The organism is Myxococcus llanfairpwllgwyngyllgogerychwyrndrobwllllantysiliogogogochensis, from assembly GCF_006636215.1.
Lineage (GTDB): Bacteria > Myxococcota > Myxococcia > Myxococcales > Myxococcaceae > Myxococcus > Myxococcus llanfairpwllgwyngyllgogerychwyrndrobwllllantysiliogogogochensis.
Genome location: NZ_VIFM01000008.1, coordinates 40,244 through 63,134, shown reverse-complemented (window position 1 = coordinate 63,134; position 22,891 = coordinate 40,244). Strand labels below are relative to the sequence as shown.

Annotated in this window: 23 protein-coding genes; 7 read left to right on the top strand and 16 right to left on the bottom strand. The window is 68.4% G+C overall.

Going from position 1 to position 22,891, the window contains the following annotated elements:
- Nucleotides 1-53: 53 nt before the first annotated feature.
- The 3 genes from FJV41_RS03580 to FJV41_RS03570 all read right to left on the bottom strand — a co-directional run bounded on the left by FJV41_RS03580 (nucleotide 54) and on the right by FJV41_RS03570 (nucleotide 2,828).
- Nucleotides 54-374, bottom strand: a complete 321-nt coding sequence (locus FJV41_RS03580) for a hypothetical protein (protein WP_141640978.1) — start codon at nucleotides 372-374, stop codon at nucleotides 54-56.
- 123 nt (nucleotides 375-497) lie between these two features.
- On the bottom strand, nucleotides 498-1,817 hold the full coding sequence (locus tag FJV41_RS03575) for a Kelch repeat-containing protein (RefSeq protein WP_141640977.1): 1,320 nt from the start codon (nucleotides 1,815-1,817) through the stop codon (nucleotides 498-500).
- A gap of 144 nt (nucleotides 1,818-1,961) precedes the next feature.
- Nucleotides 1,962-2,828 (bottom strand): hypothetical protein, encoded by an 867-nt coding sequence (locus tag FJV41_RS03570; RefSeq protein WP_141640976.1) that lies wholly within the window; start codon nucleotides 2,826-2,828, stop codon nucleotides 1,962-1,964.
- A 270-nt stretch (nucleotides 2,829-3,098) separates the two neighbouring features.
- On the opposite strand from FJV41_RS03570, the gene FJV41_RS03565 reads away from it, so the two are divergent.
- Together FJV41_RS03565 and FJV41_RS03560 are read left to right on the top strand one after the other, a co-directional pair.
- Nucleotides 3,099-3,527, top strand: a complete 429-nt coding sequence (locus FJV41_RS03565) for a hypothetical protein (protein WP_141640975.1) — start codon at nucleotides 3,099-3,101, stop codon at nucleotides 3,525-3,527.
- Between the two features lie 159 nt (nucleotides 3,528-3,686).
- Nucleotides 3,687-4,637, top strand: coding sequence for a hypothetical protein (locus FJV41_RS03560; protein WP_141640974.1), 951 nt, complete (start codon nucleotides 3,687-3,689; stop codon nucleotides 4,635-4,637).
- A 63-nt stretch (nucleotides 4,638-4,700) separates the two neighbouring features.
- Here FJV41_RS03560 and FJV41_RS03555 read toward each other — a convergent pair whose 3' ends face one another.
- Nucleotides 4,701-5,954 (bottom strand): Hsp70 family protein, encoded by a 1,254-nt coding sequence (locus FJV41_RS03555; RefSeq protein WP_141640973.1) that lies wholly within the window; start codon nucleotides 5,952-5,954, stop codon nucleotides 4,701-4,703.
- 167 nt (nucleotides 5,955-6,121) lie between these two features.
- Between FJV41_RS03555 and FJV41_RS03550 the strand changes: the two genes are divergently transcribed.
- Nucleotides 6,122-7,867 carry a hypothetical protein gene (locus FJV41_RS03550; protein WP_141640972.1) on the top strand — a complete coding sequence of 582 codons (1,746 nt, stop codon included), beginning with the start codon at nucleotides 6,122-6,124 and terminating at the stop codon, nucleotides 7,865-7,867.
- An 832-nt stretch (nucleotides 7,868-8,699) separates the two neighbouring features.
- On the opposite strand, the gene FJV41_RS03545 is transcribed toward FJV41_RS03550, so the two are convergent.
- The 8 genes from FJV41_RS03545 to dps all read right to left on the bottom strand — a co-directional run bounded on the left by FJV41_RS03545 (nucleotide 8,700) and on the right by dps (nucleotide 14,864).
- Nucleotides 8,700-9,599: a CHAD domain-containing protein gene (locus FJV41_RS03545; protein ID WP_141640971.1), complete on the bottom strand. Its 900-nt coding sequence runs from the start codon at nucleotides 9,597-9,599 to the stop codon at nucleotides 8,700-8,702.
- Nucleotides 9,600-9,603: 4 nt separating this feature from the next.
- Nucleotides 9,604-10,143 (bottom strand): inorganic diphosphatase, encoded by a 540-nt coding sequence (locus tag FJV41_RS03540; RefSeq protein ID WP_141640970.1) that lies wholly within the window; start codon nucleotides 10,141-10,143, stop codon nucleotides 9,604-9,606.
- 101 nt (nucleotides 10,144-10,244) lie between these two features.
- Nucleotides 10,245-10,658: a hypothetical protein gene (locus tag FJV41_RS03535; RefSeq protein ID WP_141640969.1), complete on the bottom strand. Its 414-nt coding sequence runs from the start codon at nucleotides 10,656-10,658 to the stop codon at nucleotides 10,245-10,247.
- Entirely contained in the window at nucleotides 10,655-11,206 is a 552-nt protein-coding gene (locus FJV41_RS03530) for a hypothetical protein (RefSeq protein WP_141640968.1), read from the bottom strand. Before FJV41_RS03530 ends, FJV41_RS03535 begins: the two co-directional genes overlap by 4 nt.
- 55 nt (nucleotides 11,207-11,261) lie before the next feature.
- Entirely contained in the window at nucleotides 11,262-12,704 is a 1,443-nt protein-coding gene (locus tag FJV41_RS03525) for a protein adenylyltransferase SelO (RefSeq protein ID WP_141640967.1), read from the bottom strand.
- Between the two features lie 20 nt (nucleotides 12,705-12,724).
- The gene (locus tag FJV41_RS03520) at nucleotides 12,725-13,342 is read right to left on the bottom strand and encodes a glutathione S-transferase N-terminal domain-containing protein (RefSeq protein WP_141640966.1); all 618 of its coding nucleotides are present in this window, start codon (nucleotides 13,340-13,342) and stop codon (nucleotides 12,725-12,727) included.
- A complete protein-coding gene (locus tag FJV41_RS03515) occupies nucleotides 13,339-14,199 on the bottom strand; it encodes an SDR family oxidoreductase (RefSeq protein WP_174488506.1) in 861 nt (286 codons plus the stop codon). Before FJV41_RS03515 ends, FJV41_RS03520 begins: the two co-directional genes overlap by 4 nt.
- A 107-nt stretch (nucleotides 14,200-14,306) precedes the next feature.
- Nucleotides 14,307-14,864, bottom strand: coding sequence for a DNA starvation/stationary phase protection protein Dps (dps, locus tag FJV41_RS03510; RefSeq protein WP_141640965.1), 558 nt, complete (start codon nucleotides 14,862-14,864; stop codon nucleotides 14,307-14,309).
- 243 nt (nucleotides 14,865-15,107) lie between these two features.
- On the opposite strand from dps, the gene FJV41_RS03505 reads away from it, so the two are divergent.
- Nucleotides 15,108-16,199 (top strand): ferrichrome ABC transporter substrate-binding protein, encoded by a 1,092-nt coding sequence (locus FJV41_RS03505; protein ID WP_141640964.1) that lies wholly within the window; start codon nucleotides 15,108-15,110, stop codon nucleotides 16,197-16,199.
- Between the two features lie 25 nt (nucleotides 16,200-16,224).
- Here the strand turns inward: FJV41_RS03505 and FJV41_RS03500 are convergent, their stop codons facing one another.
- On the bottom strand, nucleotides 16,225-16,476 hold the full coding sequence (locus tag FJV41_RS03500) for a rhodanese-like domain-containing protein (protein ID WP_246136970.1): 252 nt from the start codon (nucleotides 16,474-16,476) through the stop codon (nucleotides 16,225-16,227).
- 4 nt (nucleotides 16,477-16,480) lie between these two features.
- Here FJV41_RS03500 and FJV41_RS03495 point away from each other — a divergent pair, with 4 nt between their 5' ends.
- Nucleotides 16,481-16,954, top strand: coding sequence for an aminotransferase-like domain-containing protein (locus tag FJV41_RS03495; RefSeq protein ID WP_246136969.1), 474 nt, complete (start codon nucleotides 16,481-16,483; stop codon nucleotides 16,952-16,954).
- Here the strand turns inward: FJV41_RS03495 and FJV41_RS03490 are convergent.
- Nucleotides 16,914-17,951, bottom strand: coding sequence for an AraC family transcriptional regulator (locus FJV41_RS03490; RefSeq protein ID WP_141640961.1), 1,038 nt, complete (start codon nucleotides 17,949-17,951; stop codon nucleotides 16,914-16,916). The genes FJV41_RS03495 and FJV41_RS03490 overlap by 41 nt on opposite strands.
- Nucleotide 17,952: 1 nt before the next feature.
- Nucleotides 17,953-18,837 carry an oxidoreductase gene (locus tag FJV41_RS03485; protein ID WP_141640960.1) on the bottom strand — a complete coding sequence of 295 codons (885 nt, stop codon included), beginning with the start codon at nucleotides 18,835-18,837 and terminating at the stop codon, nucleotides 17,953-17,955.
- A 288-nt stretch (nucleotides 18,838-19,125) separates the two neighbouring features.
- On the opposite strand from FJV41_RS03485, the gene FJV41_RS03480 reads away from it, so the two are divergent.
- A complete protein-coding gene (locus tag FJV41_RS03480; protein ID WP_181790363.1) occupies nucleotides 19,126-19,443 on the top strand; it encodes an energy transducer TonB in 318 nt (105 codons plus the stop codon).
- 27 nt (nucleotides 19,444-19,470) lie between these two features.
- Here FJV41_RS03480 and FJV41_RS03475 read toward each other — a convergent pair whose 3' ends face one another.
- Nucleotides 19,471-20,613, bottom strand: coding sequence for an esterase/lipase family protein (locus tag FJV41_RS03475; protein WP_141641006.1), 1,143 nt, complete (start codon nucleotides 20,611-20,613; stop codon nucleotides 19,471-19,473).
- Nucleotides 20,614-20,721: 108 nt separating this feature from the next.
- Here FJV41_RS03475 and FJV41_RS03470 point away from each other — a divergent pair, with 108 nt between their 5' ends.
- A complete protein-coding gene (locus FJV41_RS03470) occupies nucleotides 20,722-22,800 on the top strand; it encodes a S46 family peptidase (protein ID WP_141640958.1) in 2,079 nt (692 codons plus the stop codon).
- The last annotated feature ends 91 nt before the right edge of the window (nucleotides 22,801-22,891 follow it).

The window sequence follows — 22,891 nt, the reverse complement described above, 5'->3', positions numbered from 1 at the left end:
GAGCGCGTAACTCTCAGGTGAATGTGCATCGCAGGGTGAGAGTTCCTCTGCCATCAGTCAGCCACCACACCACTCGTCCAGGCCCTGCCGAAGGTGACCCCTTTCCAGCGAACCTCTCTTGCTTCTTGGAGGTGTTTGAAGCGGAGGACGAATAGGGTGGGCCCTTCATTTGCGGTAGCCAGTGCGCGAATCCCCTCGATCTTGCCGCCGAAGTAGGAAGGCTTTGCCTTCGCCTTGTGCAGGTAGATCATCCCGCCGACGAGTTTCTTGGCTTCGTCTGCTTTGATCGCCCAATTGCCACTTTCCCAGTGGCCATCCGCGGACACGCGGTGGAGGTGTTCATTCTCATGACAGATGAAGTGGATGGAAGGCATGCCTCCATCTTCGGAAGTTTAATCCTCGGGTGAAAGGGTGAGGGATCAATTTGGGCGCGAGCAGTGCGGCAAGGCAGGCCTGCTCTGGCGCAGGCCAATACCCATCACGACGTGGACGCGCCCCTACGGCGCCGTCGAGGGTGGCTTCCAGAGGAACACGTTGCGCCGTGTCCCGTTCACGACGATGAACACGTTGCGCGCGGGGCTGTAGCGGAACCTCCCGTACGTGCCGTTCGACGCTGGCGCGCCCGGGTCATCCCCCGTGCCCGTGACTTCCACCCAGCGCGCGTTCGGCAGGTCGAGCAGCGCCAGCCTCTTCCCACCGGGGTACGCGACGAACCGGTCCAGCACCGGTGAGTACGCGAGCCCCGGCGCTCCGCCCACCGGCGTGCTCAACCCCGTGGTGGTGACGGTGGCGTGCGTCTTCGCCGCGTCGCTCAATGCATACGTCGACACCGTGGCGCCCTCGCGCACCAACGCCAGGACGTTGCGCCGCGTGTCCACATCCGCGCCCGCGTAGTAGTAGCCCGCGCCGTTCGCCGCATGCGCGGTCCAGGTGTTGGCGACGGGGTCGTACTCATGCAGCTTCCTCGGCCCGATATACCAGACGTGTCCGCGTGCATCGGTCGCGCTGGCCCCGTAGTCGATGACCGGGTTGTTCGCGCCGCGCACCCAGCGTCCCGTCGCGAAGTCGAAGCCCATCACCAATCTCGAACCCGCCTGCCCACTGGGATAGGTGCCCACGGAGCCGAGCACGTAGAACCGACCCGTCGCCTCGCTGAAGGCGATGTTGCCGTACGTGTGCGCGCTGCGCGGCTGCTGCGTGTCGAGCTGGGCGACGATGCTCGGCTCGTCACACAACTCCGGACGCACGTAGCCGCTGGCCGTCAGGCTCGCGTCGGGAATGGCGAGCGACGTGACGGACGGGTAGAAGCCACACGTCTCCACGCGCTTGTCCCGCATCACCGGCGTGACGCTGTTGCCCGTCATCCCCGCGGGCAGCTCCGTCCACCGCTTCCACTTCATCGTCGCGAGGTCGAACGTGAAGACGTTGTTGTACGGCGAGTCGTCATGCCCGCCGCCCCAGACAATCAACCTGTCTCTCAACGTGTCGTAGGCCCCGCCGCTCCACGCAATCATCACCGCTTCGCACGGATAGCTGGAGTACGGCGTGGGGCAGACGTCCGCCATGTTCGTCCCGGGCAGCTCCTTCCACGAGCCCTCCGGCATGGCGGCGATGATGGCGTCGACAGGGCCGGGCTCGACTCCGCCCGCGTCGGGCACGGGACCCGAACCTCCGTCACCTCCGGCGCCCGCGTCCGCACTGGAACCGCCATCCTCTCGTGGAGGTGTTTTGGAGGGCTCGCTCTCACCGCAGCCGGGAGACAGCGTGGCGGCCCAGACCAACGCGGCGGGGAGCAGGACTCGGGAGATTCTTCGCATCCCTCATCCTGTGCGGCCTTTTCCCCTCATGTCTCGGAAAGACTCGCGCAGCCTCCCCTCCAGAGCGCTGTGGTTGATGTGCCGCATGTCATCCAGGTCAATGTGCGGGCCTTGTCGCTGACCATCGGCATGTGAGCGGGGCGTTCAGATATTGGTGAGGATGATCCGCTTCAAGGCGAATTCCGGACGCATGACCAGCGGGTCGTTGCTCAAGGTGATGGAGGAACGATACTGCGTGCCAGCGGAGACGAGCGGCAGCGCGACGCGCAGGGTCAGATTCACCGGAGCCTGCGTCTGGCTGCAGCTGTCCTCGAAGACCGCTGCGTTCGCGCGGGTGAGGTTCCAGGAAAAGGTCTTCTTGTCCGGCGACAGACTGACGTTGTTCCAGAATTGGGCCATCCCCGCCACCAAGGTGTTTCCGTCGGTGACGTCACAGCCGTTGCCCACCTGGGTCAGAACCAGCTTGAGGAACCCCGCGTCAGGGCGGGGCACGCCCATGTTCAGGTCATCCCTGATTTGGGTGATGACCGCTTCGTCGAAGACATGGCTGCTGCTGACGCTGATGGAGCCCTTGAGTGGCAGCCTGATAGAGGGCTGGACGGTATTCATCAGATAGTCGCAGTTCGGGGGGCCGATCCGATTCATGCAGATGTGGATGAGATTGTCGTTCAAGGCGACGTCGAGCGGAGCCTCGACCGTGAGCGAGCCCAGAGCGGGCCACTCTGGGATGACGAGCCCGCCCTCGGCGCCGACCTTGTAGGACGAGTCCCAGTACCGCGCGAGGGACTCCAGGACCAGGTTGCCCAAGGCGTTGAGGGTGAGGTCGTGGCCGCCAATGGAGATGGCCTCCTCGACTTGAGATGCCTGGTCAGACGTCCCGACTCCCCGCTGATGGCTGTCGTGGAGTTCCGGCATCGAGTCCTGGGAACTCGACATGCAACCCGCCAGCAGACTCACACACGCACTCGTCATCACCCGGCTCATCGCCAGACGGCATCGCCCGCGCATCATGGTGCATCCTCCTCTGCACGCTGAAGACACGCGGCGGAGGCAGGCCATGCAGAGATTCCGCACTTTCGCCAATGCTGAAATCTTCCGTCACTGCCGCCCCAGATGACTGCTTCCCAGCAAGAGCGGTGTTCGCTGGAACGACCGATGTAACCCGAGTCAATTGAAACCTAATTCTGTCCACGAAAATAAGAATTCGCGAGAAGTCCACTTGGTTCCGTTCACCAGGAATGGTTGGTTCCGCCCCTCCCTTCACCTGGAAAGGACTCCCCCATGCGGAACTTCCTCGCAGTGACTGCCTCCCTCTTTTCGCTCACGTTCCTGGGCTGCAACACCGCGCCCGCCGAGCAGGCCCCCGAGCCCACGCCGGAGACCGCGGAGCAGACGCAGAGCCTGAACGCAACGGGCACGGGCTGCTCGGCTGACTCGGAGTGCGCCTCCGGTCTGTGCTGGGTGGAGGCGGACTCCTACCCCCTCTACAACCCGTACTGGATTCGCGCGGACAGCTGCACCGAGGAGTGTGGCGGCCCGACGGACCACGCGCCTTGCCGCATCATCGCGGCGGACCTCAACGCTCCGGCCGCGAACTCGGCGCGCTGCATCCCCGCGCGCGGCGTCTACGACGACTACCCCTATGACGACATCTTCTACGTGTGTGACCTGGTCGCCGCCGGCCTGGGCACGGTCCACTGGGTCGAGTAGTCGCGACGTGACTCGTGCCGCCCGGAACGCTGGAACTCCGGGCGGTGTGTCGCCGGGGGTGAACTCCACCGGGTTGCAGGTGTCAGGCAGTGGCGCCCCCGCATCATGATGATTTCATGACGGGTGTTGGCGCGGGCGCGGGAGGGAGACTCCCCCGTCATGAGATGCCTCCTGCTCGCCGTGGGCCTCGTCGCCATCTTCTCGTCGAATGCCTGTGCCCCACGTGTGTCGCGCCCCTCGCCGAAGCTGGGGCAGGTCGAGGACGTCCACACGAAGCCGGGCCGATACGACGGCTACTCCGTGGCGTGGCGCTTCGAGAAGGACGCCAAGGCTCTGGGGGTGGGGTTGTGGGGCGGTGTCGAGCTCCATGGACAGGGTCGCAGGCCCATCGTCGTGTGGCCGCGAGCCGAGTCTGGTGACCCCTCGTCTGACCGTGACTCCGGTCCGGCGCTCCGCATCGACTCCCCCATGGTGACGCGCTCGTCGGACCCTCGGGTGAGGGAGTTCCTGTCGGGACGCATCGAGGGACTCGACTACGAGTACATGAAGGCCCAGGGCTGGCTCTACGAGCGCTGTGGCCCGCCCTTCGTCGAGCCGTGTGTCTTGAGCGGGACCTTCATCAAGACGTCGAGCTTCGAGTCCGTGGACCCGCTCATCGCGTACCTGGGACGCTGGCTGAAGGAGGGCGATTACGCGGGGGTCCTTCACATCAACGTCGTGCAGCACGTCGGCGTGCCCGAGGACATCCGGACGCGCATGGGCGCTTACGACGGCTACTCGGTGGACCTCTGCAAGCCCGAGGAGAATCCGGACCGACGCCTCATCGTGGTCACCGGTCAGGGCTCACGGGTCTTCGCGCCCTTCATCGCCGGAGAGCCCGAGGACTACGACAAGCGCCGCACCTGGGCGGTGCTGATTGGCGGTCCAGACCAGCAGGCCCGCGCCGACCTCACCAGGCCCGGTTGCCACGCTCCCCATGCGGCCCGTATCCGGGTCGTCGGCTACGAGGACGTCGACGCGGCGATTGCCTATTGGGGTGGCCTCCTGAAGGCAGGCAACCATCAAGGCGAGGTGCTCATCTACGTGCAGGGCCTGGCTCAGGGCTCATGAGGCGCGAGCGCCGTGGGCCGCGATTCATGATGATTCCATGAGTGTCCGCGGTGGGACCGCGGCTCAGCCGAAGGCGGCGGAGGCGCGTCCCAGACCCTCGGCCACGGAGGTGAAGGCGTCAGCGGTGCGCACGCGCTCCTCGCCGAAGCGATTCACGTAGAGCTGGCGCACGGCGGGAATCTGCGAGGAGCCACCCGTGAGGAACACGGCGTCGATGTTCGCCGCCTCGGGGTGGCGCGACAGCAGCCCTACTGTGCACTGCTCCAGCTCGTCGAGCAGCGGCTTGCTGAACGCCTCGAACTCCGCGCGGGTGATGGGCTCGTGGAGGTTGATGCGGGCCTCCTCGAAGTCCACGGTGGCCACCTCGTCGCGCGACAGGCGCACCTTGGCGGCTTCAATCGCGCGGAACAGGCGGTAGCCCAGGTTGTCCATCACCAGGTCGTGGAGCGCCTCGATTTCGAGCTTCTTGTCACTGGTCTCCAGCATGGTGTCCAGCAGGTCCTGGGTGGACTTCTCCCGGATGAAGGACATCTCGTGCCAGGACAACAGCTTGGCCATGACGTGCTGGGGCATGGGCAGGCGCTTGTCGCTCAGGCCTCGCACCCGGTAGGTGGAGCCCGCGCCAAAGCGGGGCAAGAGCTTGTGGCGCATGATTTCGGCGTCGAACCGGTCTCCACCGATGCGCACACCGGTGGAGCCCACGACGTCCGGGCGGCGGTCCTTGACGCCTCGGCGCGAGGGGCCCAGGCGCATCAGGGTGAGGTCGGTGGTGCCGGCGCCGAAGTCGGCCACGAGGACCAGCTCGTCGCGGGTGAGCTGGGCCTCATAGGCGAGCGCGGCGGCGATGGGCTCGATGAGGAACTCGATGTGCTGGAAGCCGGCCAGCTCAGCCGCACGGTGCAGGCGCTTCTGGGCGAGCGCGTCCGCGTCCTTGTCCGGGGTGAAGACGGCGGGGCGGCCGAGGATGACGGCCTCCGGAAGGCCGCCCATGTGGGCGCCCGCCGCCTCGCGCACGCGCCGCAGGAGGATGGCGACCAGGTCCTCGATGGTGAAGGTGCGGCCCTTCACCTGGGTGGCGCGGAACGAGTTCGAATGGAGGAAGGACTTCACGGACTGGATGAAGCGTCCGGTGTTGTCCTCCATGTAGCGGTTGATGGCGTCGGCGCCTGTGTAGATCTCGCGCTCGTCGTCCGGGAAGAACATCACGGAGCGGAAGAGGCGGGGCTCCGAGGTATGGGGTTGCAGCGACAGCACCGTGCCATCAGGCAGGGCCGCGGCGGTGTTGCTGGTTCCGAAGTCGAGTCCGCAGGCTTGCATGGGGGTGCGCCCCTTATCGCCAAACTCCGGGAAAGGGTAGGGCGTCGTGAGCCGGGCTGCTCGGTGGAGGACGGGCGAGTGGGCGGCCGCCCGGAGAGGGCGTGGGTTGGCGAGGTTCGATGACTTCCCATGTTTCTTTTTCGGGAGTCACGACACAGGGGGTCTCCATGAAGCTCCGCGCGAGAGGGTGGGTGGCCGCCGGTGCCGCCGCGCTGCTCGTCACCGGCTGCCGCGAGCGCGGCCAGGATGAGCAGTCGCAGCAGGGCACGCAGGCGACCGCGAGTGAACAACAGCAGCAGGCGGAAAGCGCCCAGGATGAGGTACGGCGCAAGCAGGAGGCGCTGGACGAGGCGAAGGCCCGCGCTCAACGTGAATCGGCTGAGTCGGACGAGGCCCAGACCGCACAGCAGGCCGGAGCCGCACAGCAACAGGCCACGGACGCCACGGCGCAGGCCGGAGCCGCACAGCAGCAGGCTGGAGCCGCACAGCAGCAGGCCGCCGAGGCGAACTCGCAGCAGGGCGCCGCACAGCAGCAAGGAGCCCAGGCGAATCAGCAGGCCGCTGATGCCACGCAACAGGCGGGCGCCGCACAGCAGCAAGCCGCGAATGCCACGCAGCAGGCGGGAGCCGCGCAGCAGCAGGCTACGGATGCAGCTCAGCAGCAGGCCGCCCAGGCGGGCCAGCAGGCCACGGATGCAGCTCAGCAGCAGACCGCTCAGGCGGGACAGCAAGCCACGGATGCTCAGCAGCAGGCCGCCCAGGCGGGACAGCAAGCCACGGATGCTCAGCAGCAGGCCGCCCAGGCAGGACAGCAGGCCGGAGATGCGCAGCAACAGGCAGCCCAGACAGGACAGCAGGCTGGAGAGACTCAGCAGCAGGCCCAGGCCGGAGCGACTGACTCGGAGAGCGAGGCGGAGCGACAGGCCGACCTTCGGTCGGAGAAGGAAGCCGAACTGCGCGCGGAGCAACGGGCCGAGCAGCAGGCGGCGCAGACCGGCTCGACATCCACGGGCACCGAATCGCAGCCGGGCCAGGGCACACCGCAGTCGCCCGTGGCCTCCGCGCCCACGGGGACGGAGTCGCAGACCGGTCAGGACACGCAGTCGTCGGGCACACAGTCCCAGACCGGCCAGGACACGCAGGCCTCCGCGCCCACGGGGACGGAGTCGCAGACCGGTCAGGGTACGCAGTCGCCAGTGGCTTCCTCCTCCGGGACGGGCTCGCAGACGGCTCCTTCCACTGGGTCCTCCACGGATTCGAGCTCGGACCAGGCCTCCGGGGGGTCGGGGCAACAGGTCGACGAAGGCACTCAGCCGCTGTCTCCCCTCGAGCAACTCGATGCCCGGCAGCAACAGGGACAGACGACGAGCGGAACGGAACAGCAGCCCACCGACTCGACCTCAACGGGCACGGAGCAGCAGCCCATCGCCACCGCGCCTTCGACGACCGAGCAGCAACAGCCTGCTTCCGGGACCTCTGATTCCACGACGGGCACCTCGGGCACCACCTCGCAGCCACAGTCGGGCACGCAGCTGCCCCAGCAGCCGCCCGTGGTCGCGCTCCCGATTCCCTCTGGCTCTCAGCAGGGCAGCGGCACCTCGTCGGGAACCCAGAGCCAGCAGAACACGCCACAGCAGTTCACCGGCGAGGTGGTCCGCGCGAGCGAGACCGAGGTCCTGCTCAGTCAGGGCGGTGAGCCTCAGCTCCGCTTGACGGTGAACCCACAGACGCAGGTGACAGTGGATGGATTCAGCGCGGTCGCCGAGGACATCCAGGAGGGAGCCCAGGTCCGCGCCTCGTTCACCACGGACGAGACGGGGGAAGCCAAGGCGGTGAGCATCAACGCGACGTCCAAGGGGAGCACCACGGGAACAGGCTCTACCCAGGAGACGCAACCCACGCAGCAGCAGTAATCACATAGCGTCAGTGTCACGCCTTCCGGCGCTGCCCATGATAATCCCCGGCCCCTCTTTCGAGAGGGGTCACACATGAAGCAGCAACTGGTCGTCCTCCTGGGTGGATGGTGTCTCGGCGCGCTCGTGGCTTGTGGCGTTGACGAGCCGCGGTTGTCGCGAGCCGCGGAGGACTCCGTGGCGAGAGCGGCGCTCACCGAGGAGGGCCCGTCACCTCAGGGGCTTTGCGGTGAGGACGGCGTCTGTGACCCCTGGGAGACGCACGAGACCTGCCCGCTCGACTGCGACGGGCCCAGCGACCCTTGCGGAAACGGAGTATGCGAACCGCTCGAGACGCAGCAGAGCTGCCCCGCCGATTGCGGTGGTCCCATCGGCGGCACTTGTGGAGATGGACTGTGCGCGTCGTCCGAGACGCAGCAGAGCTGCCCCGCCGACTGTGGCGGCCCCATCGGCGGCACTTGTGGAGATGGACTGTGCGCGTCGTCGGAGACACAGCTGAGCTGCCCCGCCGATTGCGGCGGTCCCATCGGCGGCACTTGCGGAGATGGACTGTGCGCATCGTCCGAAACGCACCTGAGCTGCCCCTCCGACTGTGGCGGTCCCATCGGCGGTACTTGCGGAGATGGACGGTGCGAGCCGTCCGAGTCACACCAGAGCTGTCCGCTCGACTGTGACACTCCCGTTGGCGACCCTTGCGGAAACGGGTTGTGCGAGTCCTTCGAGTCACATCAAAGCTGCCCGCTCGACTGTGACGGCTGAGCTTCGCCTCGTGAGTGCCACGTCGCGCCACCGATGATGGGCGCGACATGGCCGAGGTGCTCAGGGGCCCTCGCTACATGAGGACCTGGATGAGTCGCCGGGGAATCGCCTCGGCGTGCCAGCGCTGGAGCTCGCGAGCAATCTCCGCGGAGCGCTTCGCCCGACCCTCGCGAATGAGCGGCAGCAGGGCGCGCGCGGCCTTGCGCTCCCGGGGCTTGCCGCCCGCCGCGAGCCGCTCGAACACCTCCAGCCGGACGTCCGCGTCGTGCAGCTCCCCCAGCCCTTCCTGGAGCGGGACGAGCACCTCCACCAGCGCGCCCAGGGTGCGGCGGAACGCGGGCTGGAAGATCTCCAGCTCATAGCGCAGCTTCTTCAAGTCCTTGCGCAGCGCATGCGCGGACGCCGCATCGGGCGCGTCCATGTAGACCTGCATCCGCTTGCGCACCCGGCGCACCCGCCAGTGCAGGGGCTCCTTCACCCGGCGCCCGCCGAAGCGATGGTCGTCCTCCAGCGCATCCACCTTGCGCAGCATCCGAGGCACGGTGCGCGAAGCCCACCGCTCCAGCTCCGAACGCAGTCGCTTCTCCTTCGCCTTCAGGCCCGCCAGTCGCGCCTTGCCCAGCGCGGCGATGCCCGCGCGGGTGTCGGGCTTCTCGCGGCGCGCCTTCTTCGCGACCTCCTCCAGCCAGGCCGCCTGGACGTGCAGGTCCCTCACGTCGCCCAGCGCGTCCTGGAGCCGCTTCACCTCCACCTCCAGCTTGCCCAGCCCTCCGAGCGGACGGAACACCTGGATGGCGGCGCGCAGCCGACGCGTGGCCACGCGCATGTCGTGGACGCCGTCGTCGTCGAGCTCGTCCGACAGCTTCGCCTCCGGCTTGCGGACATCCGCCAGCCGGCCCGCGAGGATGCGCCGCGCGGCCTGTCCCAGCTCGCTGTCGGGGCCCAGTCCGCGGATGGGCGTGGGTTGGGCCATCTGACTAACCTCCCGTCCCGGCCTGGGTGTTCAACATCCGCTCGGCGGCCTCGGGGCCTTCCCAGCCGAGGATGCGCGCTTCCTTGTCCTCGAAGTGCACGGCGGTGAGGAAGAAGTGCGCCAGCTCCTCGCGCTCGCGTCGGGACACGTCCTGATATGTGCGCAGGTGCTCGGTGCGAGGCGACGCCGTGGGCAGGGCGATGATGCGGTCATTGCGCTCGCGCTCGCCCGGCTTGCCACCCTTGCGCTTCTGGTCCACCTGGAGGACCCCCAGCGCGCGGCAGGGCAGCACGACGCCGGGCCACGTGGTGTCGTCCCACAACACCATGGCGTCGAGCGGGTCCCCATCTGGCCCGCGTGTCGAGGGGATGAAGCCCCAGTCGAACGGGTAGCGCAGACCCCGGGTGAGGGGACGGGAGAGCGTGAAGGCCGAGAGCGCGGCGTCGTACTTCAGCTTCACCGTCGAACCCCGTGGGGACTCGACGACGACGTGGAATGCGCCCTGGGACCCACGCGAGGGCAGGCGGGTGAGGTCCGTCGTCATGGAAGGTGGAAGGTCAGCCTGCCTCCCCCGTGCGGCAAGCGCCCTTCAGGGTGACTTTTGGCTCGCCAACCTTCCAGGCGGGCAGGCGAGCCAGACGGCCATCAGCCCACGAACATCATCGCGACGATGCCGCCCCAGACGACGCCCACACCCGTCAGGGCGAGGCCGGCGATGGCCATCCATCGCAGTGATTGATTGGGTGGCTCCCGCGTGCGGCCGAAGGCGATGATGTTCACCACCACGGCGACTATCTGAATCAGGACGGCCGCCGGCAGCAGCGAGAGCACGCCGAGGATGAGCCCGATGATGGGGAGCGCCGGGCCATGGCGCTCGGGCGCGTTGACGGTGCGCGTGCGCAAATCCCAGCACGCGGGGCACATGGGGCGCGCCTCCGGGCGCATCCGTCGCTCGCACGCCGGGCACATGAACGTGCCGCAGCGGCCACACGCCCAGCTCGCGATGACGTCGGGGTGTGCCGCGCAGGAGGCACTCTCTGTCGGCGTCTCCGTGCTCATGCCGAGCGCAGCTCCAGCGGGTGCTGCGCGCTTCGCGGCCGCCGCCCGGAGTTCAGGTGCGCCGCGATGGTGGTCGCCGCCGAGTCGCTGGGAAGGCGGAGGGTGATGGTCCGCTCGTCGATCTTCCGCACCAACGGCACCCGTCCCTTCACCGCCGTGAAATAGGCCACGATGGGCACGAGGACGGCCACCAGCACCGCCACCACGATGGGGGTCCCATCGCCCTTGCCCGCGAACACCGCGATGCCGCCCACCAGGATGGCGATGGTGGCCAGGAAGGAGAGTCCGAAGAGCAGCTTGCTGCGCTGCCACCGGGCCCACCCCTCCTCGCTGAAGGGCAGGGTGCCCTTGGCCCGCTTGGTGAGGACCATGGCGATGAGCAGCACGATGAGGGCCGCGAACGGCAGGAAGATGAGCAGCCAGCGCGGGTACCACGCGAACTTCACGGGCTTGAAGGAGACGCCCTCCGTCTGTCCGGTGATGACGCAGATACGGGGCAGGTCGAACTCACTGAGCTCGTTCTTGGGAATGACGACGTCAGCAGGCATGGCGCGCGGTTCTAATCCAGACACTTTGGCGCGCGCCAGCCGGGTCCTTCGTGCTTCAGGAGCTGCAGCTCACCACCAGGTGCCGGCCCCAGGCAGGAGGCTCCGTGGTGTACTCCTCGTACTCGGGGCGCTGCGTGAAGGGGTCTTCCAGGGCGGTGAGCAGTCGGTCCACCTCCGAGAAGTCGCCCTCCTGGGCCCGGGTGATGGCGGACTGCGCCATCCAGTTGCGCAGCACGTACCGGGGATTGACGCGCTCCATCAACGTCCGGCGCTCCGCGTCCACGCTTCCCTCGGACGCAAGCCGCGCCCGGTAGCGCTCCGCCCAGGCGTCGAAGCCCGTCCGGTCCGCGAACATCGCCCCCACCGTGTCCGGCTGTCCCAGCGCGCGGAAGAAGCGGGTGTAGTCCACGCGGGCCTCGGCCATGCGCGCGAACAGGTCACCCACCAGGGCGCGGTCCTCCTCGCGCACCTCGCGCAGGCCCAGCTTCTGGCGCATCAGCGTCAGGAAGTGCGCGCTGAAGGTGGGCTCGAAGGTGTTGAGGGCGGCTCGGGCCTCGTCCTCGGACATCAGCGTGAGGAGTGCTTCACCCAGACAGGCCAGGTTCCACATCGCGATGCGCGGCTGCTGGTTGAACGCGTAGCGGCCCCGGTGGTCGGAGTGGTTGCAGATGAAGCCCGGCTCGAACTCGTCCAGGAAGCCGAAGGGGCCGTAGTCCAGCGTGAGCCCGAGGATGGACATGTTGTCCGTGTTCATCACCCCGTGCGCGAAGCCCACCGCCTGCCATTGCGCCACCAGCCGCGCGGTGCGCTCGATGACTTCCGCGTAGAAGCGAGCATGACGCCCCGGCGCGCCGGACAGGTGGGGGAAGTGGCCGTCGATGACGTGGTCGGCCAGCAGCGCCACGTGCTCGTGCTGCTCGGAGTGGTGGAAGAACTCGAAGGTGCCGAAGCGCACGTGCGACGGTGCCATCCGCACCAGCATGGCGCCTGTCTCCACTTCCTCGCGGTACACCCGCTCGTCGCCGCCAATCAGACACAGCGCGCGCGTGGTGGGGATGCCCAGCCCGTGCATGGCCTCGCCGCACAGGTACTCCCGAATGGAGGAGCGCAGCACCGCGCGGCCGTCCCCACCGCGAGAGAAGGGCGTGGGCCCACCACCCTTGAGATGCAAATCCCACGACTGGCCCGCGCCATTGCGCACCTGGCCCAGGAGCAGGGCGCGGCCGTCACCCAGTCGGGGCACGTACACGCCGAACTGGTGCCCGGCGTACACCATGGCGAAGGGCTCCATGCCCGGCAGCGGACGCCCACCGCCGAGCGCCTCGACGAACTCCGGCCGTCGGGCCTCCTCCGGCGCCAGCTCCAGCAGGCGCAGCGCGGCGGGGTTGAGGCTCACCAGCCGGGCATTCGGGAAGGCGCGGGGGGCCACCCTCGCGCCGAAGCCGGGAGGCAGGCGGGCGTACGTGTTGTCGAAGCGAAGTTGTTCGAGCGCGGGCATGGAGGGGGAAACGGTAACGCTCAGGGGACCTTCATGCCGCGCTGCACGGCGGGACGTTCACCCACACGTGCCAGCCACTGCGGCACCTGGCCCAGGCCCGCGAAGAGCTCCGGGACGTACGTGCGCATGCCCGCGACCCACGGGTACAGGGCGATGTCCGCGATGGAGTAGCGGCCCGCCACGAAGTCTCCCTTGCCCAGCTGCCCGTCGAGCACCTTGAGCAGTCGCTTCGACTCCTCGGTGTAGCGGTCGATGGCGTAGGGAATCTTGGTGGAGGCGAAGCGGCCAAAGTGGTTGAGCTGGCCGAACATGGGGCCCACGCCGCCCATCTGGAACATCAGCCACTGCGTCACTTCCGTCTTGCCGCGCAGGCTGGACGGCATGAGCTTGCCCGTCTTCTCCGCGAGGTACAGCAGGATGGCGCCCGACTCGAAGACGGTGATGGGGCGGCCGTCCGGCCCGTCCGAGTCGACGATGGCCGGAATCTTGTTGTTGGGATTGATGGCCAGGAACTCGGGCGTGAACTGCTCGCCCTTGCCGATGTTCACCGACTTCGCGGTGTACGTCAGCTCCAGCTCTTCCAGGGCGATGGACACCTTGCGCCCGTTGGGCGTGGCGAACGTATACAGGTCAATCATGGTGAGACTCCCGTGAGCCGCGCGCTTTCACGCCAGAGCTGCTCGGCGAGGGCGTCGTCCCGCGCGGCGGCGGACGGCTTCCTCTTCCGGCAACGGATGAAGTACTTCCCGGAGACTCCGTCCACCTCCGGCGAGGCAGCCAGGTAGATGGACGTCCGCGCGCCGCCTTCGGCGGACAGCATGAACGGCGCGCCGAGCTTCACAATCCAGCGGAAGAATCCCTTCGTATTGTGACCGAAGCCCGAGCGCACCACGCCAGGGTGCACCGCGTTCGTCGTCACGGGCGTGCCTTCCAGCCGCTTCGCCAGCGCGTGGGTGAACAGGATGTTGGCCAGCTTGGACGTGGCGTACACGCGGAAGCCGTCGTAGCGGCGCTCGCTCTGGAGGTCGGTGAAGTCGAGCTTGCCGACCCGGTGCGCGTCCGACGACACGTTGATGACACGCGCGGGGCCGCTGGCCTTGAGCGTGTCCATCAGCAGATGCGTCAGCAGGAAGGGCGCCAGGTGGTTGGTGGCGAGCGTGGCCTCCAGCCCATCCACCGTCACCTCGCGGCGGTCGATGATGAGGCCCGCGTTGTTGAGCAGCACGTCCAGGCGCGAGTAGCGCGAGCGGAAGGTGTCGGCCAGCGCACGCACGGCCTGGAGCGAACTCAAGTCCGCGAGAATCGTGTCGATGCGCGCGCCCGCGACGGACTGGTTCACCGCGTCGACGGCGGCCTGGGTGCGGGCGGGGTCCCGGCCCACCAGCACCAGCGTGGCGCCAAGTCGTCCCAGGGCCTTGGCCGTCTCCAGGCCAATGCCACCGGTGGCCCCGGTGATGAGGCACACCTTCCCGTCCAACCGTGTCTCAGCGCTCATGGGGCGTCCTCTGGATTTCGAGGACGCCTTCTATATGCCGACACGGGCCCGGACGCTCGTGGAAGCGCCGGGCCCATGGGGAAGGGAGGTCTGGGTGCCGCCGTGGCTCAGGCGTGCGGAGGCCGGGTGGGCTCGCTGGAGCGGGCGTCGTCGCGTCCGCCCTTGGTGCGCGGACTGGGGCGCGGGGCGCCGTTGAGGTGGCTCTCCAGGAACCACATGTCCAGCTCCACGTCGCCCAGGACCTGGGTGAGCAGGTCCACGGTGATGGGCTCCTCCAGCTCATCGCAGCGCTCGATGCCGCCGCGGATGGAGGCGCCGTAGCGCGCGAAGCGGTCCACCAGGCACTTCAGGTGGTCCTCGCTCTCCACGGCCTTGAGGTCGTACTCGGGCAGCTCGCTGTTCTTGGCGGCCAGCCGGATGGTGCCCTCGGCGTAGCCGCCCAGGGTGCCGGCGCGCTCGGCGAACTCGTCGGCCTGCTTGCGCGCGTGCTTGGCCAGGTCGTCGAAGAGCAGGTGACGGCTGTAGAAGTGGGTGCCCCGGATGTTCCAGTGCGCTTGCTTGATTTGCCAGTGCAGGTCGATGGAGTCGGCCAGCAGGTTGTTCAGCAGGTCGATGATTTCCTCGCGCGTCTCACTGGGGACATTCACATGGCTGGGAAAGTTCATGGTTGGCGCTCCCTCCAAGAAGGCTTTCGGAAGAGTGGGGATGGCCTTCCCCGCGCGCCATGCCGAGGCGTCCTGGCTGGGGGGCGAGCGGACAGCCGGGCGTTCCATGAGAAACCGCTCTAGAGGTCATTGATGACGCTACCTCCGTCGCCGGGGAGGCGGCGGGAGGGAGCGACTGGACATCATCGAGCTCGGACGTCAGGGCGCTTCTCCTCGGAGGAGCTAGGAGGCACACTCCGAGGTGTGTCCCGGCGTTCATCGTGGTGGCTTGCGGTCCTGCTTTCCGTGCTCGTGCACGCGGCGCTCTTCCTGGCGCTGTCGCGAGTGCGGTCAGCCGCGCCAGCGCGTCCGTCGGCCACCGAACTGGAGATTGTCTACCTGGAGCCCAAGGCGCCGGTAGTGGCCCCACCCGTGCCAGCGCCGACCCCGCGGCCTCCCAAGCCCGAGCCGGTTCCGCCTCCGCGTCGGACGGACGAGAAACCGCCCGAGGCCATCGCGCGGGCACCCGAGGGCAAGAAGAAGGAAGAAGAGTCCCCGGCCGTCGCGGAAGCGCCCGGAGTCGCGTCGACGGAGCAGGGGCCCGAGGCTTCTCCGGAGGATGCGCCCACCCGGACCGCGCCGCCGACGATTTCGCTCGTGCCGAAGGGGCTCTGGGGGAGCGAGCCTCCAGGCAAGCCCGCGCAATCGGGCAAGACGCTGCGCAATGACGGACAGCCTGGTGAGGACCCTCGGGCCATCGCGCGGCGGGAGGAAGCGCAGGCGAAGGAGTTGGTGGATGGCTGGGCGGCGGACGCGAGCGCGGCGGCACGCGCGGAGAGCGGCGCCGTGAATCCGTACTTCACGAAGCTCCAGGACCGGTTCGCCAAGAAGCTGGTGAACCCGCCGTCGCCGGACCTGAACGTGCTGGGCTCACGCCTCAAGCGCGAGCAGGTGGAGGCCACGGAGCGCTTTGGGAAGACGGGCTCGCCCTACGTGGCGGAGAAGCGGGACCGGCGGTTGGAGCAGCGCAACCGCCTCCAGGCGGCCGTCGAGGCGGGGCGGGCGGCGAACATGTTCATGATGGACGTCACCACGCCGGTGCTCGCGCTCGCCACGGTGCTGGAGGTGCGTCAGGCGCGAGACGGCAAGCTGCTGGACCTCAAGGTGCTGGAAGGCTCGGGGGACCCCAAGTTCGACGCGTGGGCGGTGTCGCATCTGCGCGATGCGCTGGCCAGCGCGGACGCGCCGCCGGAGTCGGGCCCGGGGCTGCGCTCGGATGAGCTGCGCAGCCGGTGGCGGCTGGAGGAGTACCTGGGCAATCCCCGCGTGAAGGTCGTGCTCATCGGCGTGTACTGAGCCGCCTGGCTCACACGGGGTGTGCTCAGCGCGGCAGGCGCTCGGCGTAGACGGGTTGGCCCTGGGGCGCGGTGCCCTCGGTGGCGTAGCCCTCCTTCACCCAGTACTCGATTCCGCCGATGAGCTCCTTCACGCGAAAGCCCAGCGCGGACAGGCGCGCGGCGGCCTTGGTGGAGCCGTTGCAACCAGGGCTCCAGCAGTAGGTGACGATGACGTCGTCCTTGCTCAGGTGCGCCGTCGTGGTGGCGGAGAGGGTCCGCGCGGGCAGGTTCAACAAGGTGATGTTCCCCTCGCTGCGGCTGGCCTTCCTCGTCGTTCCTGAGGTGCTGGTGGACGCCTTCACCGCCGCGCGCGCCGCAACGGATGGCCACGCGCCTCCGCTCACGCAGGCCGCGATGGCGCGGTTCATGGAGTCAGGGCACTACGCCGCGCACCTTCGACAGATGCGACTCGTCTATGCGGAGCGTCGCGACGCGCTCCTTGATTCACTGAAACGCGAGGCACCTGGAGTGCTGCGAATCGGCACGGCGGAGGCGGGCATGCATGTCACGGCCTTCCTGGCCGAAGGGCTCCAGGATGAGGCTGTGATTGCGAGGACGGATGCACGGCGACTGGGGGCACGCCGGCTGTCTCCGCTCTACCTGGGGCGAAAGCGCGAGCAGGGGTTGGTGCTGGGCTTCTCCGGCGCGAGTCCCGCCGGGCTTCGCGCCGCTGTCAGGACGCTGTGTGGGGTGCTCGACGGCCCGAACCGGTAGCCTCTTCGCGCGTGGCCCCGCGCCAGCGCAGCGGCGTCGTTCCCTCCCAGCCCTGGAACGCACGGCTGAAGGAGTTCAGCTCCTCGAAGCCCAGCAGGAAGGCCACTTCGTTGGCGTCCAGGTCCGTGCTCCCGAGCAACTGGCGCGCGGCCTGGTGTCTCACTTCATCGAGCAGGAGTTGATACGTGGTCCCCGCGGCCTCGAGCTTTCGCTGGAGCGTGCGCGAGCTCAGGTGCAGCTCCTCGGCGACCTTGTCGACGGAGGGCCGCTCGCCACACATGCGGCGTCGCAACGCCAGCCGCACGTCGTCCGCCAGGGTGTGTCGCTGTCGCTGGTCCAGCTCTCGCTCCAGTCCGGGCACGAGCAGCGCCAGCAGGTCCGCGTTGTGCGTCAGGAGGGGCTCGTCGAGCGCGCTCGCCTCGAACACGAGCAGGTCCACGGGGGCATCGAAGCGGACCTTGCAGCCGAAGTGGCGGGTGAGCAGCTCCGCGTCGGAGCGACGTCGCGCCAGCTCGACACGCCTGGGCACCAGGGGCTTGCCGGTGCCTCGGCGCGCGAGCGCCAGCGTGGAGGCGAACGTCGCGTCGACCAGGAACAGGGGCAGCGGTCCTTCGGCCAGAAGCCAGTGGAACCTGAACCGCGCCTCGTTCTTCACGACCTCGACGCTCACCTCCTCCGGGCAGACCAGACCCTTGTAGCGGGCGAGCTTCGCCAGGGCCTCGCCGAGGGTGGGGGAGTGGAGGGCCGCCATCGTCGCGACATCGAAGTGATGGGGTCTGGCGTCGGAGCCCACGCGCAGGCCGACCTCCCTCCCTCCGCCCGTGGCCTCCACCGCGTGCCAGAACGCCATGAACTCCTGGGTCGTCAGGCGCGCCTTGGGCTCCTGGAAGCGGGAGCGGACCAGGCCCGCGTGTCGCAGCACGCGCTCGACCTCGACGCCGAGCGCGGTGAGGCGGTCGAGCAGCACGCTGGGAACAGGGACGAGGTCGGCGGGCACGTCAGTTCCTCTTGGGCATCAGCATCTTGGCGACCGGAGTCTCCGCGAAGGGGACCAGGCCATCAATGTCCGTGGAGACGCTGAGCGACTTCCACCGCGAGTCCTCCGCCGTGCGCTGCTGGACGACGAGCTCCGCGAGGAAGACGGCGTCGGAGCCGAGCAACAGCCGCAGGGGTGGCTGCTTCTCGTAGGCAATCTGGAGAATCGCCTTCGCGGCCTTGATGGGGTCTCCGCGCGGGCCGTCCGCGCCCCGGCGCACGTGCTGGGAGAAGGCGCCCACGGTGGCCTTGTAGGCGTCGCTGATGTCACCGACGTTCATGGACGAGCCGGCCCAGTCGGTGCGCATGCCTCCGGGCTCGACGATGGTCACCCGGATGCCCAGCGGCGCCACTTCCTGGGCGAGGACCTCCGAGAACCCCTCCATCGCCCACTTCGCGGATTGGTACGACGCCAGTCCGGGCGAGCCTCGGCGTCCGCCGATGGAGGACACCTGGATGATGTGGCCGTCCTTCTGCGCGCGGAGCACCGGCAGGGCGGCGCGGGTGACATGCATCATCCCGAAGAAGTTCGTCTCGAACTGCTCGCGGAAGTCCGCCTCGTCCACGTCCTCGATGGCGGCCACGTTGGCGTAGCCCGCGTTGTTGACGACGACGTCCAGCCGTCCGAAGGCCGAGGTCGCCTCGGCGACGGCGGCTCGTGCCGCGGCGGAGTCCGTCACGTCGAGCGCGACGGCGCGCACCCGGTCGCCATACCGCTCCACCAAATCCTTCAGTTGCTCCGGCTTGCGCGCCGTGGCCACGAGCCGGTGACCGACCGCCAGCACGGCCTCCGCCAAATCACGGCCGAGGCCGCGAGAGCTTCCAGTGATGAGCCAGACCTTCGACATGGGGACCGTCCTTCTTCTCTTCGTCGTCGCGCCGTGAATTCGGCCACGCCCAAGAGTTACGAACCGCCCCGCACGCGCGCCAATCGCATGGCGCCAAAGATTCATCGAATCGCGCCACCATCCTGAGTGGCACCCGAGGGCACGGGTGAGCCCGCCCTGGGAGGGGCTCGCAAGATGGCTGCATGGCGGCGGGCTCGTGTAGAAGGCGGCGTCAGGGGCCCGCTTCCTTGCTTGTCGCTGACGACCATGAATCCACTGTGCTCTCGTATCCGGTCTGTCGTGTCCTGGTTGCCGCCGTTGTTCGTGCTCGCTTCGGGCTGTGCCGCCCAGAAGAACATCTCGCCGCCGCATCCCTTTGATACGGGCGCCGTCCCAGAGTGCACGCAGGAAGCGAAGGAGCAACGGCTCCAGGGAACGGCCGTGTTCCGCTGCATGCTCACCGCGATGGGGGAGCTGAGGGATTGCGTCGTCGCTCAGCCCCTGCCTCCGATGACCGAGGTGTTGCTGGCGTCGACGCGGAATCGCCGGTTCGAGCCGGCGAGGCTCGACGGCAAGCCCATCGAGACCTCCTACAAGGTCACCTTCACCCTCAACTGCAAGCCGTAGCGGCCACGGCGCGGCGGGGCTTGGGGGTCAGCGCTTCTCTTCCTCGAAGAGGAAGTCGGTGATGGCCTTCCAGGTGGCCTCGAACTGGGGTCGCCGGAAGCCGGAGCCGGAGATGAGCCAGTCCACGTGCGGCGGCTGGTGCGCCGGCTGGTCGAAGTGGCCAATCGCATCCAGGTGGTCCGCGCGCACCGCCGCCAGCACGCGCCCGTAGACCTGCGAGCGCGTGGGGACGATGCCGTCACACGCCGTGGGGCCCGGCATCGCCCCATACGCCTGCACCAGCGCCGCCGTCTGCGCGGGCGAGTGCAGCGGCAGCGCCGTCAGCGGCATCCGCTGCGTCTGCCCATACATGAACGCGTAGATGGTGTGCGTGAGCTGCGCGTAGGGGTCCAACCCCGCCGACACGCGCGTGCGCAGCGACGGTGGCCGGGCCTGCGTCACCACCGAGCCGTAGCGCACACCCGGCCGGTCCAACGTGCTCGCGTTGAACAGGTCGATGCCCTCCGGCGTGAGCTGCGGAATCAGCGACGTGTCGTTGCCCACGTCGCTCAGGAACTTCGCCACCGCGTCGCGCCGCTCCGAGGAGAAGTCCCCGAGCAGTTGGTCATAGAGCTGATCCAACAAGGTCTGCTTCCACCCGAGCTGGTCATCCACGCGCGCCATCAGGTGCCCGAAGCGGAACACCACCCGCAGCGGCAGCCGGCCGAAGCGAAGGACGTACACGGTGAACAGCGACAGCAGCTTCAACAGCCGCTGTCCGAACAGCCCCAGGAAGAACGACGCCAGCGGCGTGCCCGCGTGCGGCGCGGACACCGTCACCACCGAGCCCACCCGCCGGGCGAACGGCTCCAGCTCCAACCCCTCCGCGAGCTGCGCGCCCGGGCTGACGAACAGCCGCGCGTCCAGGCCTCCCGTCGAGTGCCCTATCAGGTGGATGGGGCCGTCATCACCGCTCGCCGTCTCCTGCACGGCTCGGAGCAGGTCCGCCGTCCGAGTCCGGATGGACGCCGTCGGGTGAGACAGGACGATGACGACCTCCGACTCACCCATGTCTCGACGAGCCAGCTCCGCCTTCAAGTAGTCGAGCGCGTGTCCGAAGTAGACGAGCTCGCCCAGGTTGATGAACCCGAAAAACCCGGGGACGAGATAGATGTGGTGCTTCGCGGCCATTGTCTCCACCATACCTGACGCGACGCGTGATTCCCGCTCGGGAATGCACTCTCCGAGCAGGCGTTCACCGGCGCCTTTCTCACCCCATCAGCCAGAAGGACGAACACCGTGGACCGTGCATTGCTCGCACTTGGCCTGCTCATGTCTCTCCCCGCCGCCGCGGACGAGGGCATGTGGACCTACGACGCCTTCCCCGTGGAGACGGTGAACAAGGCCCATGGTTTCACGCCCACTCAAGCATGGCTGGACAAGGTCCGGCTCGGCTCGGTGAGGTTGGCCGGTGGCTGCTCCGCCAGCTTCGTGTCTCCGGACGGCCTGGTGATGACGAATCACCACTGTGTCCGCGGCTGTATCGAGGACCTGTCCTCGCCCAAGGACGACCTGCTGGCCAAGGGCTTCCAGGCCCGCACCCCCGCGGAAGAGCGCCGCTGCCCCAAGGTGGAGGCCAACCAGCTGGTGAAGATGACGGACGTCACCGAGCGGATGAACGCGGCGACGAAGGGCCTCACCGGCGCCGCCTACAACACCGCGCTCAAGAAGGAGATGTCCGCCGTGGAGTCCGCGTGCGCCACGTCCACCGACGTGCGCTGCGACGTGGTGACGCTGTTCAACGGCGGCAAGTATCACCTCTACGAGTACCGCCGCTTCCAGGACGTGCGCCTGGCCTTCGCCCCGGAGTTCTCCATGGCGGCGTTCGGCGGGGACCCGGACAACTTCAACTTCCCGCGCTTCGGCTATGACGTGGCGTTCCTGCGCGTGTGGAAGGACGACGCGCCCGCGAAGAGCCCGGACTACCTGCCGTGGGCGAAGCAGGGCGCCAAAGACGGGGACCTCGTCTTCGTCTCCGGCCACCCCGGTGGTACCGAGCGCAAGGCCAGCGTCGCGGAGCTGGAGTTCCAGCGCGATGTGAACCTGCCCTACACGCTGCTGATGCTCTCCGAGCTGCGCGGCAAGTTGAAGGAGTTCTCCAGCGGTTCGCCGGAGCGCTACCGCACCACGCGCTCGCGGCTGCGCGGGGTGGAGAACGGCCTGAAGGCGCTGCGTGGTCGGCACCAGGCCCTGGCGGACCCGTCGCTGCTGGCGCGCAAGCGGGAGGACGAGGCGGAGCTGCGCAAGCGCGTGGAGGCCAACGCCACGGTGAAGGCCGCCACGGCGGGGGCGTGGGAGGAGACGGCGAAGGCGCTCGACACGTACCGCCGGATGCTGCCCGAGTACCGGATGAAGGAGGGCGGAGACGCGTTCTCCTCGGAGTTCTACTCGCTGGCGCGTCACCTGGTGCGCATCGCCGACGAACAGCCCAAGCCCAACGCGGAGCGCCTGCGCGAGTACACCGACGCGCAGCTTCCCTCGCTGCGTCAGCAACTGCTGCGCGGCGCGCCCATCGCCGTGGAGCTGGACGAGGCGGTGCTCGCCTTCGGCCTCGGCCGCCTGCGCGAGACGCTGGGCGCGGATGACCCCTTCGTGCGGCAGGTGCTCGGCACGGAGTCTCCGGAGTCCCTGGCCCGCTCGCTGGTGCGCGGCACGAAGCTGGGCGACGTGAAGACGCGGCAGGCCCTGCTGGATGGGGGCAAGGCGGCGGTGGAGGCGTCGAAGGACCCGATGCTGCTCTTCGCGCGCAAGGTGGACGCGGAGGCGCGCGCGGTGCGCAAGCGCTATGAGGACTCGGTGGAGGCGGTGCTCAAGCGCAACGGCGAGCGGTTGGCCAAGGCGCACCTCGCGGTGTACGGCACCTCCGGCTATCCCGACGCCACCTTCACGCTGCGCCTCAACGCCGGCCAGTTGAAGGGCTGGGACGAGAATGGCCGCCCCGTCGCGGCGCTCACGACGTTCGGCGGTGCGTATGCGCGCCACACCGGCAAGGAGCCCTTCAAGCTGCCGGACACCTGGATGAAGGCGAAGGGCAAGGTGCCGGACGCGACGCCGCTGGACATGGCCACCACCAACGACATCATCGGTGGCAACTCCGGCTCTCCCGTCGTGGACCGCGATGGACGCGTCGTGGGGCTCGTCTTCGACGGCAACCTGCACTCACTGGGCGGCCGGTATGCGTACGTCCCGGAGACGAACCGCGCCGTGGCGGTGCACGGAGACGGCATCCTCGCCGCCCTGGAGCACGTCTACGGCGCCACGCGGGTGGTGAAGGAGCTGCGCGCCGCGAGCGAGGTCGCGACCCCACCCGCCAGGTAGGCCGGCGCCGGGTTTTCGCCGCCGGAGCCCTCCGGCGGTGGACCCCATCGGTTCCTCATGCTGTGAGAAGGCGATAGCCGGCGCGCCCGAG